Origin of the sequence: Psychrobacter urativorans (assembly GCF_904846695.1) — a bacterium.
GTDB classification, from domain to species: Bacteria; Pseudomonadota; Gammaproteobacteria; order Pseudomonadales; family Moraxellaceae; genus Psychrobacter; species Psychrobacter urativorans.
Window position 1 is genome coordinate 11,995 of record NZ_CAJHBR010000014.1, and the last position, 18,631, is coordinate 30,625.

16 protein-coding genes are annotated in these 18,631 nt (G+C 41.5%); 8 read left to right on the forward strand and 8 right to left on the reverse strand.

Going from position 1 to position 18,631, the window contains the following annotated elements:
- Positions 1 to 3: 3 nt before the first annotated feature.
- Complete coding sequence (gene oppF, locus JMY09_RS09795) at positions 4 to 1,038, forward strand: murein tripeptide/oligopeptide ABC transporter ATP binding protein OppF (protein ID WP_201623411.1); 1,035 nt, start codon at positions 4 to 6, stop codon at positions 1,036 to 1,038.
- A gap of 247 nt (positions 1,039 to 1,285) precedes the next feature.
- Here oppF and JMY09_RS09800 read toward each other — a convergent pair whose 3' ends face one another.
- The 3 genes from JMY09_RS09800 to JMY09_RS09815 form a co-directional block, all read right to left on the reverse strand.
- Positions 1,286 to 1,837, reverse strand: coding sequence for a DinB family protein (locus JMY09_RS09800; protein ID WP_201623468.1), 552 nt, complete (start codon positions 1,835 to 1,837; stop codon positions 1,286 to 1,288).
- Between the two features lie 41 nt (positions 1,838 to 1,878).
- On the reverse strand, positions 1,879 to 2,133 hold the full coding sequence (locus JMY09_RS09805; RefSeq protein WP_201623412.1) for a DUF2798 domain-containing protein: 255 nt from the start codon (positions 2,131 to 2,133) through the stop codon (positions 1,879 to 1,881).
- Positions 2,134 to 2,487: 354 nt separating this feature from the next.
- The gene (locus JMY09_RS09815) at positions 2,488 to 4,050 is read right to left on the reverse strand and encodes an MATE family efflux transporter (protein ID WP_227677269.1); all 1,563 of its coding nucleotides are present in this window, start codon (positions 4,048 to 4,050) and stop codon (positions 2,488 to 2,490) included.
- 239 nt (positions 4,051 to 4,289) lie between these two features.
- Between JMY09_RS09815 and JMY09_RS09820 the strand changes: the two genes are divergently transcribed.
- The 3 genes from JMY09_RS09820 (at position 4,290) to JMY09_RS09830 (ending at position 8,726) form a co-directional block, all read left to right on the forward strand.
- Positions 4,290 to 5,237, forward strand: coding sequence for an alpha/beta hydrolase (locus JMY09_RS09820; RefSeq protein WP_201623413.1), 948 nt, complete (start codon positions 4,290 to 4,292; stop codon positions 5,235 to 5,237).
- 272 nt (positions 5,238 to 5,509) lie between these two features.
- Positions 5,510 to 6,700 (forward strand): ATP-binding protein, encoded by a 1,191-nt coding sequence (locus JMY09_RS09825; RefSeq protein WP_201623414.1) that lies wholly within the window; start codon positions 5,510 to 5,512, stop codon positions 6,698 to 6,700.
- Positions 6,690 to 8,726, forward strand: a complete 2,037-nt coding sequence (locus tag JMY09_RS09830) for a MarR family transcriptional regulator (RefSeq protein WP_201623415.1) — start codon at positions 6,690 to 6,692, stop codon at positions 8,724 to 8,726. The genes JMY09_RS09825 and JMY09_RS09830 overlap by 11 nt, the downstream gene beginning before the upstream one ends.
- Positions 8,727 to 8,774: 48 nt before the next feature.
- Here the strand turns inward: JMY09_RS09830 and JMY09_RS09835 are convergent, their stop codons facing one another.
- From JMY09_RS09835 to JMY09_RS09845, 3 genes are all read right to left on the reverse strand, one after another.
- Positions 8,775 to 9,317 (reverse strand): acyl-CoA thioesterase, encoded by a 543-nt coding sequence (locus tag JMY09_RS09835; RefSeq protein ID WP_201623416.1) that lies wholly within the window; start codon positions 9,315 to 9,317, stop codon positions 8,775 to 8,777.
- A gap of 80 nt (positions 9,318 to 9,397) precedes the next feature.
- The gene (locus JMY09_RS09840) at positions 9,398 to 10,426 is read right to left on the reverse strand and encodes a YheT family hydrolase (protein WP_201623417.1); all 1,029 of its coding nucleotides are present in this window, start codon (positions 10,424 to 10,426) and stop codon (positions 9,398 to 9,400) included.
- Positions 10,427 to 10,640: 214 nt separating this feature from the next.
- Positions 10,641 to 11,240: a YigZ family protein gene (locus JMY09_RS09845; RefSeq protein ID WP_201623418.1), complete on the reverse strand. Its 600-nt coding sequence runs from the start codon at positions 11,238 to 11,240 to the stop codon at positions 10,641 to 10,643.
- A gap of 167 nt (positions 11,241 to 11,407) precedes the next feature.
- Between JMY09_RS09845 and JMY09_RS09850 the strand changes: the two genes are divergently transcribed.
- Positions 11,408 to 12,112 (forward strand): pseudouridine synthase, encoded by a 705-nt coding sequence (locus JMY09_RS09850; RefSeq protein WP_201623419.1) that lies wholly within the window; start codon positions 11,408 to 11,410, stop codon positions 12,110 to 12,112.
- Between the two features lie 387 nt (positions 12,113 to 12,499).
- Positions 12,500 to 13,555 (forward strand): disulfide isomerase DsbC N-terminal domain-containing protein, encoded by a 1,056-nt coding sequence (locus tag JMY09_RS09855; protein WP_201623420.1) that lies wholly within the window; start codon positions 12,500 to 12,502, stop codon positions 13,553 to 13,555.
- A 150-nt stretch (positions 13,556 to 13,705) separates the two neighbouring features.
- Here JMY09_RS09855 and JMY09_RS09860 read toward each other — a convergent pair whose 3' ends face one another.
- A complete protein-coding gene (locus JMY09_RS09860; protein ID WP_201623421.1) occupies positions 13,706 to 14,365 on the reverse strand; it encodes a DUF2939 domain-containing protein in 660 nt (219 codons plus the stop codon).
- Between the two features lie 659 nt (positions 14,366 to 15,024).
- On the opposite strand from JMY09_RS09860, the gene dnaJ reads away from it, so the two are divergent.
- Positions 15,025 to 16,161: a molecular chaperone DnaJ gene (dnaJ, locus tag JMY09_RS09865; protein ID WP_201623422.1), complete on the forward strand. Its 1,137-nt coding sequence runs from the start codon at positions 15,025 to 15,027 to the stop codon at positions 16,159 to 16,161.
- A gap of 222 nt (positions 16,162 to 16,383) precedes the next feature.
- Positions 16,384 to 17,226 carry a 4-hydroxy-tetrahydrodipicolinate reductase gene (gene dapB / locus JMY09_RS09870; protein WP_201623423.1) on the forward strand — a complete coding sequence of 281 codons (843 nt, stop codon included), beginning with the start codon at positions 16,384 to 16,386 and terminating at the stop codon, positions 17,224 to 17,226.
- A 94-nt stretch (positions 17,227 to 17,320) separates the two neighbouring features.
- Here the strand turns inward: dapB and JMY09_RS09875 are convergent, their stop codons facing one another.
- Positions 17,321 to 18,496, reverse strand: a complete 1,176-nt coding sequence (locus JMY09_RS09875; protein ID WP_201623424.1) for a type III PLP-dependent enzyme — start codon at positions 18,494 to 18,496, stop codon at positions 17,321 to 17,323.
- Between the last annotated feature and the right edge of the window lie 135 nt (positions 18,497 to 18,631).

Genomic DNA, 18,631 nt, shown 5'->3' on the forward strand with positions numbered 1-18,631 from the left:
GGTATGACTATCACCACACAAGATTCAATTAGCACTAATAGCACTCATCAAATCCCGTTGCTAAAAGTAAAGGACGTACATACGACTTTTAATATTAAACAGCAAGGGGCTTACTTTTGGCAAAAGCCTGCCACTCTAAAAGCAGTCAATGGCGTATCGTTTGAGTTGTTTGCTGGCGAGACCTTAGGCGTAGTAGGAGAGTCGGGCTGTGGTAAATCAACGCTTGCTCGGACTATTATCGGCTTGATCCAAGCTGATTCTGGCAGTATTAAGTTCTATGATGAAGAGATGGTCGGTGCTTCTAAAAAGACCATGAGAATCAAGCGTAAAGACATTCAAATGATCTTTCAAGACCCGTTAGCGTCGCTTAATCCGCGCATGACGGTAGGTGATATTATCGCTGAGCCACTACGCACTTATTATCCAAAAATGAAAAAGCCTGAAGTGCAAAGTGAAGTACGCGCTATTATGAAAAAGGTTGGTCTGCTATCTAATCAGATCAACCGCTATCCGCATGAGTTTTCAGGCGGTCAGTGTCAGCGTATTGGTATTGCGCGCGCCCTGATATTGAAACCCAAAATCATCATCTGTGATGAGCCAGTTTCCGCTTTGGATGTCTCCATTCAAGCGCAGGTCATTAACTTATTACAAGAAGTACAACAAGAGATGGGGCTGGCACTGATCTTTATCGCTCACGATTTATCAGTGGTCAAGCATATTGCTGATCGTGTACTAGTCATGTATTTAGGCCATGCAGTTGAGCTCGGCGTGGACAAAGCCGTGTATGGCAACCCAACCCATCCTTATACCCAAGCGCTGATGTCGGCTGTGCCGTTACCTGATCCTATTGCTGAGCGTAATAAAACTATTCAGTTGTTAGAAGGTGATTTACCAAGTCCGATTAATCCACCGTCAGGTTGTGTTTTTCGTACCCGCTGTCCAATAGCTGATGCAGAATGTGCTCAGATTAAACCGGTGTTAGAAGGCACTTTAGAACATCGTGTGGCTTGTTTAAAGAACAAGGTTGTAGCAGCTTAATCGGTTGATCCTAGTCCCTTAAACTTAGCCACTTAAACTTAACCACTTAAGCTCAATCAGTTGAGCTCAATCGGTTGAGCTTAGTCATATGAGACCATTGAGTGCTTTGCAACAGCGAGAGTATGGCGGGTAGATTAATAGATTAGTGGTTTTGTTTTAATTATATAGGGTGTATCGACTGCAGCCTATATGATTATTCACTCATAACAATAATTAAAATCAACAATCAACAATCAACAATCAACAATCAAACATCAGCAATCAACATCAATAAATCTGTCTCACCAATATCAATACCAGCTTGATTTAGTAGCGTCGTTACTTGCCCACGATGATGAGTTTGGTGGTTAAAAAAGTGCTGAAGTAGCATCGAAAAGGGTTTGTTATACACTAAGTTTTTAGTATTAATATAAGTTAATACTTTTGCATAATCTCTTTCTAGGGTTTGTTCAATGAACTCAATGATGAGCTTATCTAGCGCTTGTCTATTATTAATAAACTCTGATTTACTAAGATATAAGGTTTGGGTAAGTGTGGTTATGGAAGGGAAGTCTGCTAAAGATTGCGAGGTTTGAGTGGAGTGACTGACATCGATATCTACAAGGTTAGCATCGGCAGTAAAACGTCTTAACCACAGTAAGTCGCCAGCCATTAGATGGTTTAGCGTCCCTAATATGGAGTGAAAAAATGCCTGGTTATCCTTCCATAGAGCATCCTCAGAAAGGTCAGCAAGACTATCATTGATCTTTTGATTCATAACGGCATTGTAATTTGCCAGTAGTGAAAAGTGTAATTTCATCACCGTTGCTTCCTAAAGTTTCTGCTTAGTATGGAACCCATTCAATAAAACTCAATCCGACTCAGGACGTGCTCCTGCACAAAGTAGGCGCAGACATAAGCGCTTGGCCAAGCAAAGACAAAGGCCAATCCCCACGACTGCAATAAGATCATAAAAAACCCATCATGAATGCCCGTTTTTACGGTAATAAGGGCCGCTGAGATAATCAGTGACATCATCATTGCCATCAGGCCAGTGAAGATTAGTCGATAATACTTACGGCGGGTACGTATTCTAAAGGTAGGGGATGCGGACATAATTGCGCTCAATTTGATATTTTGATAGTTAGTTACCATGGTTTTAATCTACTAAAGATTAAGATTATAGTGCTATTGGATACTTAGTTCACTATGACTGAGATGCATCGTATTATCTATGCAAAACTATGCCAAGAGCAAATATTAGCTAACTCACATGACTGTTATATTGCGGCTACATTGCAGCGCTTAAGCAGCGGGCTACGCAAGTTGCTGAGGGCGTAATATTAGGCTGCACTGAGATTGGACTGCTAATCAAACCAGCAGACCGCCCAATCCCCATATTTGATACTACTGCTATCCATGCGCCAGCAGTAGAATTTTTATTGAAAAGTACCAATATGGACTACGCTACTAGCGTTTAGATTTATTGAGTTGATGGATTCTATGAATTCTATGAATTCTGCGATGCAAGTTCACCACACGACGTAGAGGGGAGCGCTTCCACGAAGTGGTCGGTAAAATATCGCGACACGACGCGCTAGTGCCGGTATTAGCACGAAACGCTTCAGACCTTTGCGCCGCTTCTTCTGCAGATAGATTTTTGCCTTGGCGCCAGCCACCGTGCATATATAGTCCTAACCCCATTAGGGCAGTGGCTACCATACCTGCTGGAAACGACCACCAAAGCGCATCCGTTCCCAGTAGGGGAGAAAGCCCGAAAGCGAATCCAAGACGCACGGGGTACATTGAAATGACCATAACGATCAGCGGCCAAATCACGTAGCCGTTCGCCCGCATGGTACCGAACAGCACCTGTGCTACGCCAAAGAACAGATAGCCCCATGTCGCCACTATTTGGATATGGCGCCCGATCGGTATGGCTTTACTGTCACTGCCAAGAAAAAACCCAAGAAGGTTTTCATCAAAAATAGTCAGCAGCACAATAATAAAACCTGTCAGTACTAAGTTAAAAATAAGCCCCCAGCGGGTGATGCCCGAAATCCTATTCCATTGATTAGCACCGATGTTCTGGGCAGCCATGGCACTAGCCGCGGCACTTAACGCCATAGCGGGCATCTGCACGTAGGTCCAAAGCTGTTGGGTGGCGCTATAAGCGGCTGTCGTCTGTACACCTTCACGGTTTATCAACGACAGCATAGTCAACGCCGCTGAAGAGATGACGATCATCTGCAGGCCCATTGGCAAGCCTTTTGACACCATTGATTTCATGATGTTTCGGTTAGCGCGCAAAAAGCGAAGCTCCGGCATCTTAAGTGCCAGTATAGAGCCACGAAAGTACATGGTGATGACCATGCCAATAAGCGCTAGGGTGTTTGCGACAGCGGTGGCAAAGGCTGCGCCAAATATGCCCCATTCGGGAAAGGGGCCTAATCCCAAAATGAGCGTTGGGGTCAAAATCAGGTCAATAATGACCGATATAATGATAAACCAAAGCGGCGTCGTGGAATCGCCAGTACCACGCAATGCCATCATTATTAACGTAAACGTTAAAGTAGTAGGCATCGCAATAAAGATCATCCGCATATAAGTCAGAGCAAGATCTACAGCACTAGGAGGCGTACCCAGCAGATCAAGTAGCATCGGCGCAAATATCCAGCCGCCAGCCGCCACTATTATACTTATTGGAATAATACTACCTAGCGCTGTCCCCATGGTTCTCTTGACCATAGTATCGTCGCGGCTGCCCATTGCTTGACCAATCAAGATAGTGGATGCCATACCGAAACCAAAAACGAAGGAGATCAGTATAAACATCAATATATTGCCATTCGCCGTTGCCGCCAACGCTTCTTCACCTAAAAATCGACCTACCCAAATGGCATTGATCGATCCGTTTAACGACTGTAGGGCCGACGATCCCAGTGTTGGCAGTGCGAACAACAGCATGGTTTTAGGGATTGATCCTTTGGTAAGGTCACGCCGTTTGTCAGTGGGAGTACTAGGGTTACTCAAGGTGCATCCTTTTATGCCATTCCAGTTGTTTTCGGTTGGCTTTTCAATTTACGATAAAAACGCTTATTATAAATGACATCATTCATTCTATCTTGATTAAAAAGGTAATCAGTTCAGCGGTAGTGTTGTTTATTAATACAGAGGAATAATGTTTTGACTACGAAGTTATAAATTAAAAAGTCTAAGCAGGAGTTTACCTTTAAGATTGTCATTAAAATTCATTTGTAGGAAGATTTTTAATGCTATTAACACGTTTAGCTCTCGCCACTATCTTTAGTGTGTCAGTCGTAGGTTGTACGACTGCTCCTAATACCCTCGCTGTTTCTACTACTCAAAAGCTCGTGCAGTACGAACGTAATAAATCAGATCTTGATATAAAGACCTTTACTTTAGCCTCAGGTGATAAATTAACTTACGCTGAGAATGTCAATGTGACTGGCGAGCCTTTACTACTGATTCATGGCTTTGGCGGTAATAAAGACAACTTTACGCGCATAGCGAATCAATTAGACAGCTATCACCTTATTATTCCTGATTTACTCGGTTTTGGTAATTCTAGTAAGCCAATGGCGGCCGATTATCGCGCTGATGCTCAAGCTGAGCGTTTGCATGAGCTGTTGCAAGCCAAAGGTGTGGCTTCTAACATTCACGTCGCTGGTAACTCGATGGGCGGCGCGATCAGTGTGGCTTATGCTGCCAAGTATCCGCAAGATGTCAAGAGTCTATGGCTGATAGACAGCGCAGGGTTTTGGTCAGCAGGATTGCCAAAATCGCTTGAGGGCGCGACGCTTGAGAATAATCCGCTACTGATCACTAAGACAGAAGATATTTATGGCTTATATAATTTTGTTATGTATAAGCCGCCCTATATACCAAAGTCGGTAAAAGCGGTGTTTGCACAAGAGAGAATCGCTAATAAAGAGCTAGATGCCAAAATCCTTGAGCAAATCGTCATGGATAATGTAGAGGAGCGCGCCAAAGTCATCGCTGAGTATGATATTCCAACGTTGGTGGTTTGGGGAGATAAGGATCGGGTTATCAAGCCTGAAACGACTGAGCTCATTAAAGATATTATCCCGCAAGCAGAGGTTATCATGATGCCAAATATTGGTCATGTGCCGATGATTGAGGCGGTAAAACAGACAGCTAGTGATTATAAGAAGTTTCGGACGGGGTTAAATGAGTAGCTATTCCCGCTTTACGCTACTATCTTAGCTGCCACTGTGGCGGTGACTAATAGGCAGTCGTGCTCCTGTTGCCTCGATATCCCGCCTGCCTAAGTCCCCGCAACACAGTGTCGAGCTAAGTATATCCGCTACAATCAGGGCTAAACCGCATCCCAAGTAACCCTTTGCTGTTTTCAACAGAGTTAACTACAGATTTGTAGTTAAAAGTTTTGACTATGGATTTGTAGTTAAGTATTATGACTATAACTTTGTAGTCAACTAGGAATAGGAAGATGAGCGCAGGGAATATAGCATATGGAAAGAATTATTTTCCTAGATTAGATGACGAAAGAAAAATTTGGCGAAAAATCGTTCAGGGTGACAACCTCCTACTGCTTGCTCCAAGACGTGTTGGTAAGTCCTCGCTTCTACATCATTTAAAGGATAATCCTATAGAGGGCTATGCCCTCATATATAACTATGCTCAGACAAGCACAAGCGAAATAGAGTTTTATCAGAACTTACTGAAAGATGTTGTTGAATCAGATTTTGTTAAAAGATCTGCTAAATTATCTGCTAAATTTAAATCGTGGCTTCATAAACTTAAGTTAAATTTCTCTTTTGAGGCAAAGGGAGCCAAAGTAGAAGCTGGCATTAAAGAAGTTGAAATTAGTCATTCTGTAGAAAATGAAATAATAAGAAAAGTACTGCTTGATGGTCTAAGTGAAACTAATACAACACTAATTATTGCGATTGATGAGTTTCCTGATGCCTTGATTAATATCAATAAAATACATGGTGAGATAGCAGCGACTCAATTTTTATCAGGCATTAGGAGACTTTGCCAAAATGCTGAGCTTAACAAAAAGGTAAGATTTATTTTCACGGGTTCAATCGGTTTAGATACGGTGGTGAAAAAGCTTCAATTAAGTAATTTAATTAATGATCTAGTACATACGACTATAGAACCTTTATCAGATATAGAAGCTCAAAAGTTTATTGATTTTTACTTTGAGCAAAGCTCAAGTAGAGTCATAGACGTCTCATTAAAAAATATTATCATTGAGCAAGTAGGATGGAATATGCCTTATTATCTTGCTTTAGTATGTGAAGAAATACTTGATAATTACGATGATGATCAATCGATAGTAGCTTCTGATGTTCTTAAGTGTATTGATCAGTTGTTTGCGCATGAAGCCAAAACAAATTTTTCTCATTGGCGAGAGCGATTAAAGAGACTGGAAAAAGAAGAAAGAAACTATGCAGAAGCTCTACTAACCTTAGTCTGTGATAATGAGGAACCTTTATCTTATTCGAAAATAATGAACCTGAGTCAAAAAGAAGAGTATAGAGAGCTTGTGAATACAAACTATGTCTTGGACTGTCTTAAACATGAAGGTTATCTATTTCATATAAGACCAGATGATACTTACTGGTTTACCTCTCCATTTTTAAAGCGTTGGTGGAATCTCTATGGACGATAATAAACACAATACATCAGATAATTCAGTACTACTCTACAACACTCAGAATATAGATGCTGAAGTGCTTAAATCAGGATTCAGCATTCGTAAGAGAGAGTACGATCGCATTTGGAAAGATATTCAGAATAGTGATATGACTCATCCAGAAACTCACTATCTTATTCAAGGTGTGCGCGGAGCAGGAAAGACCACCTTATTATCTCGCCTTGCTTACGAAGTGGCAGCAGATGAAAAGCTAAGTGAATGGTTAGTACCTATTCTACTTAATGAAGAAGAGTATGGCATATTATCACTATTTACTTTTTGGTTGCGTATTGCTGAAAAGTTAGCAGAGCAGAATCCTAATCTATACGCAGATCTATTTGAGCAAATCTCTAACTTAGACGATAGTGCTGAGGCAGCATGGGATTTGATACAAAATAGTTTAGACGAGAACAAGCAGAAAATTATTGTCTTCGTTGATAATTTAGGAGAGTTATTCAAAGATTTTGACGAGATTGAACATGCACAATTAAGAAAAGTATTAAGTCTACATTCTCAGATTCGTTTGGTTGGCGGTTCCAGTCAATTGCTTGAAGCGCATTTCGATGTTTCAGAACCTTTCTATCAATTCTTTAAATTGGTTAATTTAAGACCAATTAATGAAATGGAAATGCATGAGCTATTACGCTCTTTAGCAAAGCAAACTAGTGAAGACGCCGTAAATACTATAGAAGAGGTTATTACTGAGCATCCTGAACGTATTGAAGCGGTTAGACGGCTCACTGATGGCGTACCTCGTACTATAGTATTACTTTTTCAGATTATTATAGAAGGCGCGAAAGAGAGTAGCTATGCTTATCTAGAAGAAACTATTGATAAAACTACGCCTTTGTATAAACATCGAATGGATGATTTATCACGCCAACAAAAAGCTATCGTACATGTGATAGCGATGAACTGGGATGCGATGAGTACTAAAGAAATCGCGGAACAAACTCGCTTGCCAAGTAAGACGGTATCAGCGCAGTTGGTTAAGCTACAACAGCAATGGATAGTGGATAAAATAGAAACCAATACCAAAAATCATCTGTATATTGTCAAAGAAAGGTTTTTTAATATTTGGTATCTCATGCGCTATGGTAATCAAAAGGATAAGCGTCGTGTTTTGTGGCTGACAAGGTTTTTAGAGAGTTGGTATGATTATTACGAAATAAATAGCAACTTTTTTGAGCTAATGAAATCTATTGTTTTAAAGAAAAATATTCCACTCGACTATATTAATGCTCATTTAAGTAGCAGAAATATACCTAATTCTAGCAAAGACATGATTGTTAGTCTGCTAAAAGAAGAGGATATAGAAGAAGAAAATATTATAAAAGACTATTTAAGTATTTATCAAGAAGATAATCTAACGAAAGATTTTTTTGAGCTTTATGAAAACAAAAGAATTTTTCATTATATAGATTTACTAATGTCACAGAAAAAAAGTGAAAACATAAATAGTATTGTGATGGCTGCTCGTTTAAGCAAAGAGTTCAATATAGATAGTGCATTATACAACGACCTAATAATGCGAGCTAAAATTTTATCAGAAAAAGAAGATAGGCTTGTAGAATTGGGCTTTTTACTTTTCGTAAACGAAATTAACGATAAAAAATATATAATAGAAGATATTATTTCTCACTACGGAACAGAGGATAGTATAGAAAGTGTATTTGAAAAGTCTATATTGAAATTATTGCTACTTTGGTGTAACAAATTTGAGAAAGCTAAATTAAAAGAAGCTGATTTGTCTAGTTTAAAGCATATGGGTTTAATACAAGACTATGTAATTTTACTTTTAGCTAAAGGACAAGTGGAAACAGCATATAATATTTTTTCAAATAGTGATTTCAGAAAAGAGTTCAAACCTATCTACTACGCTACTGTATCTCTATTAAAAGACGAACGACAACAAGAGTATCTACGCATGGGATCAGAGCTACAAGGCACAGTAGATGAAATACTTCAGAAAGTTGAAGAATATCGTATTAAATATGATTAAGACGAACTTAGAGCCACACTTCAGCATAACTATATTGTGGCTCTAATCCTAACCCATAGGCGGCCAACGATGAGTCTTATCGCCATCTATCCAATCTTGTACCCACGGCTCAGGTTGTTTATCCCAATCTGATCTACCTAAAGCTGCCAGCACACGCTCAGTGGCAATTACCTTACCGCCTTCTGTAACACCCGTTCGTAATAGCGCCGATGAGCAAGGTTGGCCCTTGACCCACATAGACTGCTCTACATAGATCCAACGCGCATCGAAGCCAACGATTTTGGTCTTCATAGTTACCTTTTGAAAGGCACGGATGCGCTTACGATATTGGATAGTACTGCCAGCCACTACTAAACCCCAACGCTGCTTGAGCAGCTGCTTACCAAGTCCAGTACGTACCGCAAAGTCAGTACGGCCCAGGTCATAAAGGGTCAACACTCGGCCGTTATTCATCTCTAAAAAATTATCGATATCGGTCAAACGACAGCGTAGAGTAATCTCGCTAACGTCATCGAAGCTTAGGGTATTGCCTTTTTTGACTTGTACTATAGCGTTGATGATAGTGGAGGTATAACGAATAAAAGGATACATAACAGATCTCAACAAACATAAAGGTATTAGATTTTTGGGAGTAGAGCGGTAGCAAGTAGGCGTCTATTGCCTATTACTTGCTACTTAATAGAGGCCACGCCAATATAATTAAAATAAGCACTGACGGTTTCGGGTACCCAATTGATATCGAATCTTGATTTTTTATAGAGGTGAGGGGACTTGTCTTTATCAGAGCGATAACGCAAATAACCGATATGGCCGCCGTGCGCAGTTTCGATAATAGTGACGCTGTCAGAGACATCATTTGCGGTAGCCGTAAAGCCAATAAAGGGATCGTCTTTGGCGCTGATAAGCAGTAAGGGACGAGTCACATTCCGCAAGTGAGGCAGGGCAGAGGATGAATAATAATAGTCATTATTAGAGCGATAGCCATGCCTAGGGGCGGTGAAGATATCGTCAAAGTCACTAATGCGATTGACGGCTTTTATAGAAGCTATCTCTTCTGCGCTAATTTCATTTGCTAGTGCTTTTTTGATAATAGGATTGAGCAGATAAGGCGTATAAATGCGGTGACTCAAGAAGCTATGCATAGTGATAGCCGCTGATGACATATCTACCGGAGCGGAGATTACTGCTGCACCTAAGCACAAAGCCTTATCGCCATACTCTCCCATATATTTAGCCAGCGCATTACCGCCTAGCGAGACGCCAACGGCATAGATGTTGCCATAATTTTGAGCTAAGCTCTGTAAGGTGTGATGCACTTCGGCAGTATCGCCAGCATTATAAAATACTCGACCGCTGGCAGGAATACCACCACAGCTACGAAAGTGGGCGACTACGAAATGCCAGCCTTGGGCATGCATCTGATGAGCCAATGCGCGCGCATAATGGCTGTCGCTACTGCCTTCCATACCGTGGAACAATACGATCAGAGGCGTCTGCTCAAGTATTTCACTAGTGCTGCTAGCTACTGGATGAGCATCATAAAAATCATAAGCAATATCGCTCTCAGCCAGCGAGTCTTTTTTGACAATACGTCTGTAGGTCGGCGTTTTTGGCGCAAAAAACTTAGGCAAAATGCTTTGTAGATGTGGATTAGTTAGCCAAAACGGGGGCTTGAATTCATTGTAGATAAAGTTATTCATAGAAGGGCATCGAAAATGGTGGAGTGAAAATAAGAGGGAGCGAGCTGATTACTATATGAATTTATTCAAATGGATTTATATATAAGGTTTCACGTGAAACAATAATAGCGAATCAATTAAATTTTAAAATAAACAACATCAAGGTGCTAGCGCTTTTGTTACTCACTATCATACTAATCTATGAGCAAGGTTCCAATATTTTTTGGTGAACGCCCTACTCAGCACTTGTTAAAACCTGCCCATCCATAGCAAGGCGTTGTTTAAGGGCTTCAATATCAGCCTCAGCGATGGTTACTGATAACCGTACCTCTTTACTATAATCCACCGAGTCGATAGTGCCGTTTAAGCTCTCAACTATATAACGACATTGGCCTTCAGTAGCGAACTGCGCTAGGATTTGTAGTTGCGTCATAGGCACATAGGGACAGAGTTGCATAGCATCGACTGCCGCTTGTGCAGAGCCAGCATAGGCTCGCGTCAGTCCGCCTGCGCCTAACTTGATACCACCGAAATAGCGCACCACAATGACAATAATATTACCAATAGACTTATGCTGTAGAACATTGAGTATCGGTCGCCCAGCAGTACCACTCGGTTCGCCATCATCATCGAAGCCAGCACTAGTAGTATTATCAGGATCACCAATAATATAAGCCCAGCAGTGATGACGCGCATCAGCATATTGCTCACGCAGCTGTTCCACGTGAAACATAGCTTGCTCACGTGAAGTCACTGGATAAGCATAAGTGATGAATTCAGATTTTTTGATTTCAAGGCGAGCAGTAACCGCGCTTTGTAAGGTTTGATAACTCATAGTTCAATAACTTAGTGTTTTATAACTAGTAATCTTTTAGGTGATATACCTAGGTTTAGGTTGAATATGCTAAACTTGTTTTATTATCGCTGTTGCCAATATTCGGCGCGGGATCAATTTATTCTCCACTATAACAAAACATTATGATATCCAAGGTAGCAAATAGCATGCGTTTAGATAAATTTATTAGTAAAGCCACTGAGCTGTCACGCAAAGAATCAAAAAGAATCTTGCACGCCGGCGAAGTCACTGTCAATGACCAAGTCATCAAAGATGTCGGCTTGCATGTCGATATTGTCAATGACGAAATCATGTGGGCCAATGAGCCACTATCAGTAGCTACTGGCAATCGCTACATTCTATTGCATAAGCCTGAAGGCTTTGAATGTACCCTAAAAGTGAAAGATCATCCTATCGTGACTGAGTTGATTGCAGTGCCAGAAAGCGGCAGCTTGCGCATGGCTGGTCGTCTAGATGTGGATACTACTGGGGCGTTGCTAATTAGTGATGACGGTAAATGGTTACACCGTGTCACTAGTCCAAAACGTGAACATGCCAAGGTCTATGAGCTTACGTTAGCCGATGCTATGGACAGTGAAGCGCAAGCGAATGCAGTAGCTGAGGTTGCCGAAGGTATCTTACTAGAGGGTGATCATGAAGAGACTAAGCCAGCTGTACTTGAATTCATCGATGAGACTCATGCCCGTCTGACGTTAGAGCAAGGTAAGTATCATCAAGTCAAACGCATGATGGGCTACTTTGGCAACAGAGTAGTGGCGCTACATCGCTCTAGTGTCGGTCATATCACTTTAGACGGTCTAGAAAAAGGCGATAGTCGCTTTTTGACAGCAGAAGAAGTTGCTAAATTTTAATAAGTTTTACTAGATTTCTCTAAAACTAACGGCAGCCGTTCTCTAATGATGTGAACGAGCTGCCGTTATTGTTTGTCAGTCACTATTAGCTAGGAACGATTAGCCAAAGATTATTAAACATAAACTACTATTAGTTGTACATCATCAGCCGTTAGTTATCCTAAATTCTTAGCATCTGTTACTTGTCTCTTAAGCTCAAGTAGCATATTTGCAAACTAAGCCATCTATCCTAGGCTCAGCCCTTATAAAAATAAACTACTGTGCTACAGTCTTATCATCTATTTATTCTACTTTTTTATATACTATTTATAGCTGTTAATAGTTGACGCTTATCTCAATGCTGATTAAAAAAGTTGTTATTTATTAAAATTTGATAGGACCTTTTCTGTGAAACTACCTGCATTCAAATCCCTCGCCATTGTTAGCGCTATACTATTATCAACTAGTGCTTGTGCTCAACCCACACCGACTAGCAGCAGTAGCCAAAACTTGCAAACTGCGTCTAAGGTAATTACTAGTGTGAGCAGTACTGTTGATGCGCATTTGCGTAAAGTACTGACTGAAGTCGGTATCAAAACCCAGATTATGGCTATCACTCCCTCAAAGTTACCGAATATGTATCAAATCGATTTAGTAGGGCAGCCCCCACTGCACCTTACTGCTGATGGCAAATACGTGATCCAAGGCGAGCTACAAAAAAATCCTAGCAAGCGTCTGGTTAATACTATCCCTGTGCGTAGCAATAGTACCCAAACAGGTAAGCCTATTAGCGCTGCTACTAAAAATTCTATGCTGGCTAATATGAGTGCGCTGAAGAATATGAGTGCCAAGACGCCATTCTTCTACACCGCAGTACCTGGTGTGATTTGGGGTGCAACGCTAGAGGGTGTGCCGTTTTTAATATCGGATGATGGACAATATGTGACTGATGGTGAGATATCGGTGATAGATAAAGGTCAGTTCACTGGCTTAGATGATAATTTTGAAAAGTTAAAAAACCAGTCGGTGTTTAGCAGCTTAGATCAAGCGCAACTGATTACTTATCCAGCTACTAGCGCTGAAAAAGCCGTAATCTACGTAGCCACTGATGTCAATTGTCCGTACTGCCGTTTGCTCCACAAGCAGATGCAGAGTCTCAATAAAAAAGGGGTGACGGTAAAAACTATTGGCTATCCTATCTATGAGCAGTCGCCTAAGCAAATGCGTGGAATTTGGTGTCAGGCAGATGATAGCAGTCGCCGCATTGCCTTAGATAAAGCTATGTTAACCGGAAAAATGACCCCAGCACCAGCCAGCTGTAGTACTGATTATGTCAGCCCTAATCGTGAAAAAGCTGCTGGCTTAGCTGTGATCGCGACCCCAGCTATCTATCGTGATGATGGGGTATTATTCCAAGCTAGCTTTGAGAGTCCGGAGTTCTTAGAATTCTTGGGTGTAGACTGATCAGCTGATCTTCTAGCTACCTCAATAAGCGACAGCGCCGCATAAACCTTTATTTATGCGGCGCTGTTTTTATAGTGTTGCTAATACCAATGAATAGCTGTTAACCAGCATTAATCAATTAGCAGTGATGAATAGGTTTTTACCAGCAATTTACGGCAATACTACATTAACGATTTTCCAATTAATAAAGCCTTCACGTTGCATCTCAATGGTGAGTGGATAACCTTTGACTTGACCACTAATAGTAAAACAATTGATACCACAATAGCTTAAGCTTGGCTTATTACTATCTTCGCCTTGCGCCACTTGTTGCTCAAGCTCGTCCGCTTGCTTTTCCATGATCTGCTGCATTTGATTCTTAACTACAGCATCAACATCACCACGTTGGATAATCAAATCACGAATTAGGTTCTTTAAATCAACCTGATTACTAGCAATGGCCCAAGCAGCGGCAAGCTCCTTAGTAGCAGTATTGGCTTGGCCCTGAGTATTAATAAGTTTTTCTATATTTTCTGCGTTGATAGCCCCGTCTACTGCTTGAGTAATAAAGGTATTACCAGCTTGAGTAAGAGGCTCGCCACCCAGCTCTGCAACTAGCGGATAATAAGTCATAGTATTAGCAAACTTGCTAGTCAACTGCGTTTGCATACTAGGGCGCAGTTGCTCATAATCAATCGCCGCAGCGATAGTGGCACCGTCTTTAGCATCGTAAGCTTTTTTTAATTGATAAGCGCTATAGTAAGGTGATCCCGCATATACAGCTACAACGATGACTATCAGTAACATAATCAATGCAATCAGCTTTTTCATAAATAGTGCTCTCTTATACAGGTGTCTATAGTTTTTTGTGCAGCAATAGGGCGATAAATATTAGCACGACTAGAGGTGTTACAGCTACGAATAGCTGAGGTGAGCTGGCAATTATAAAGATGCCTGTCATGTTAATTATCACAATGCCTTTCATGTCAACTATCACGATGCCCATCATGTTGACTGTCAGGAACTATTGTTTTTTAAGTTTGATACAGTTAAGCCTGAATAAAAACAGTATCCTGACAAAAATGTTTTCTACATCGATGAGAATAGTAAAGATATACCTCGCTCACTTAGGCCTATCTTTAGGAGGTTTTTGATAGATTTGAATGGCTACTAATGAGGTTATAGCGGTTTAATATAAAAATTCATCAGCCGAGCGCTTGATAAATCAGTGCAGCATCTCCATTAAGAGCGCAAACTTTTATTAATTGATTTGATTAATCATTATCCCATCAATCAGCTATCAGCATTCATAAAACAAACCCTATTTTATACTGTAATTAAAGTATCAACAGTTATAGCCTCTATAACTACGTTTCATGTGAAACATTAGTGAGCATAGTGCTGTATAAATAGGGACGTTGATGACATGACTGAGGTTATGGTCAATAAATAGGCCAGTCGGTGGCTCGATAATGACAAGAGGAGAACCCATGAGTAAGCGCGATTTTTATGAGGTATTAGGCGTCAGCAAGACTGCAGACAGTAAAGAGATCAAACGCTCTTATCGTAAACTGGCGATGAAATATCATCCAGATCGCAACTCTGATGACCCTGATGCAGAAGAAAAATTTAAAGAAGCCTCTATGGCTTATGAAGTCCTGAGTGATAGCGATAAGCGCTCAGCATATGATCGTATGGGCCATGCTGCTTTTGAAAACGGTATGGGTGGTGGCGGATTTGGCGGTGCAGGTGCCGGCAACTTCCAAGACATCTTTGGTGATATCTTTGGGAACTTTGGCGATATCTTTGGCCAATCTCGTGGCGGCGGCGGTAGTCGTTCACGCCGAGGTTCGGACTTGCGCTATGTGCTTGAGCTGACTCTTGAAGAAGCGGTACGTGGCTGCAAAAAAGAAGTTAGCTTTACGGCACCAGCGCCTTGTGGCACTTGTGATGGTAAAGGCGCTAAAAATGCCTCAGATGTAGTCACTTGCCAAACTTGTCATGGCCAAGGTCAAGTCCGTATGCAACAGGGCTTTTTTGCGGTACAGCAAGCTTGCCCTCAGTGTGGCGGCTCTGGTAAACAAATCAAAAACCCATGCCCTGACTGTCATGGTAATGGTGTTAAAGACAAGTCTCGCAATCTAGAAGTTTCTATTCCAGCAGGCGTAGATGATGGTGATCGCGTCCGTCTAGCAGGCGAAGGCGAAGCAGGCGGTGCAGGAGTACAAAACGGTGATCTATACGTTGAAGTACGGGTTAAGCCGCACAATGTATTCACTCGCCAAGGCGCCGATCTATATATGGATGTGCCAGTGAGTATCACTGATGCCGCACTTGGCAAAGAAGTCGAAATTCCTACCTTAGATGGCAAAGTAAATATCAAAATCGCTGAAGGTACTCAAAGTGGCAAATTGCTGCGGGTTCGTGGCAAAGGCGTAACGCCAGTGCGTACGACTATGAAAGGCGACTTGATCTGCCGAGTAATCATTGAGACCCCAGTTAATCTAAATCGCGAGCAAAAAGATTTACTGCGTCAGTTCCAAGATACTTTAGATGGCGATAGTCATCATAAGCAGTCACCGCACAAGAAGTCTTTCTTTAAAAAGATTGGTGACTTGTTCGACTAGCCAGCAGACTGCAAAAAGCTCTTATCTTAAGCCCCATGGTTTCACGTGAAACTATGGGGCTTTCTGTTTTCACTGAGATAAAAACAGACGACTGATAGGCTTATAAGCCAAGTTCTTCTAATAAGCATTTTTGCTAAAGGCAGTAAAATCAATTCATGCTATGATATTCAGCAATATTATCAACAATAATTATTTTCCAAAATTAGAATTTAAGGAATAAAAATGAGTAAAAAATTAAATAAAAGAATGGCTGGCGAGCTCATAAATATCGGTGTTATCGGAGCTGGGGGCCGTATGGGTCGCATGTTGATTGAGGCAGTACAAGACAATCCGCACACCACTCTTAGCGCTGCTATAGAACGCCAAGGCTCAAGTCTGGTTGGTGCTGATGCTGGTGAAGTGGCATCGATAGGTCGCATTGAAGTAAAAATTGTTGATGACTTAGTCGCTGTCATTAATGACATTGACGTGTTGATTGATTTTAGCTTGCCGGAAGCTACCGAGCAAAATATGCAGATTTGTGCTGAGCATAAAGTCGCTATGGTGATTGGTACTACTGGCTTTAACGAGCAGCAAGAGCAAGTATTGACCGAGGCTAGTAAGCATATCGCTATTGTTTATGCTGGTAACTATTCTACTGGCGTTAACTTATCGCTAAAGCTACTAGGATTAGCCGCTAAAGCGTTTGGTACTAATGCTGATGTAGAAATCATCGAAGCCCATCACAAGCATAAGATTGATGCGCCATCCGGTACAGCATATATGATGGCCGAAGCTGTGGCTGAAGCACGTGGTCAGGATTTAAAAGAAGTGGCGGTGTACGGACGAGAAGGGCAGACAGGCGCACGCAAACCAGGAACTATTGGTATCCATGCTATTCGTGGTGGCGAAATCATCGGCGATCATACGGTGATGTTTATCGCTGATGGCGAAGTGGTGGAAATCACTCACCGAGCACGAGCACGCATGACTTTTGCTGCTGGTGCTGTTCGGGCTACTACTTGGATCGTTCAACAAAAAGCCGGTCAATATAACATGCAAGATGTGTTGGGTCTTAATGACTAGTGCTTGACTTAATACTGCTAAATTTTTCAAATAAAAAAGCGCGATGCTATTAAGAACAGCACCGCGCTTTTTATCGACCACGATTTATCAGAGATTAATCAACGTAGACTACTTCTAATGGCGGAAAGCCATTAAACTCAATAGAAGAATAAGAGTTAGTATAAGCACCAGTAGTAAGCCAGTAGATCTTATCGCCAATCTCTAGCTCTTGCGGCAATTGATAGCCAGTTTCTTCATACATAATATCAGCAGAATCACAAGTTGGACCTGCTAATACCACAGTGCCTACATTAGTAGAAGTTTCCATTTTAGGCGTATAGAGCGGATATTTGATCGCTTCGCCTAAAGTCTCAATCAAGCCTTGGAACAGACCGACATCGGTATAGACCCAACGCACCAAATCGGTATGTGACTTGCGAGATATCAGTACCACATCACTCACTAATACCCCTGAACCGCCCACTAATGAGCGACCAGGCTCAAGAATGATTTCTGGCATATCTTGCTCATTATAATCATCAGTCAGATAGCGCTTTACTTCTTGCGCATAAACTTGGATCGGATTGACTTCACTTAGATAGTTAGCAGGAAAACCGCCACCCAGATTAATCATCTGTAGCTTGATGCCTTCTTCGTTGCTCATCCAGTCAAACATATATTTAACTTTAGCAAGCGCATCATCCCATGCGGCGACGTCTTTTTGCTGACTGCCGACATGGAAAGAAATACCATAAGGTACTAAACCAAGATCACGTGCTTGAATCAGTAAATCAATTGCCATATCAGGGTGACAGCCGAATTTACGTGATAGTGGCCATTCAGCAGTATCTGAACCTTGTACTAGAATACGTACGAATACCTTGGAGCCTGGGGCATATTCAGCGATGTTTTTTAGGTCAGCCTCAGAGTCAGTGGCATACAAGCGTACCCCTTTTTCATAGGAGTATTTGACATCTTTAGCTTTTTTGATAGTGTTGCCATAAGAAATTCGGCTGGCATCAACATCACAATTAAGTACCCGATCCAGCTCATAAACAGAAGCACAGTCAAAGTTCGAGCCTAAATCAGCAAGTAGATTAATCACTTCAACCGCAGGGCTAGCTTTCATCGCATAATGAATCTTAGCTTTCGGAAATAGCCCAACCATCTCATTGTATTGAGTTTTGATACGGCTTAAATCAACCACCAAAAACGGAGTTTCACGGCCTTGAGCAGCTTTAGTGAATTTTTGCCAACTGGCAGGGTCAAAATATTGGTCAATTTTGATCATATAGCAAGACCTTTAATAAAAGATGAAATTACGCAGATAGTCAATGAAGTGCATGGCTGGCCAGCGCTATTTTTTGACAACCCTAAGCCGCATTAGGCACCAGACGTAAGCCTTAAATACAGCTGCTAGACTCAT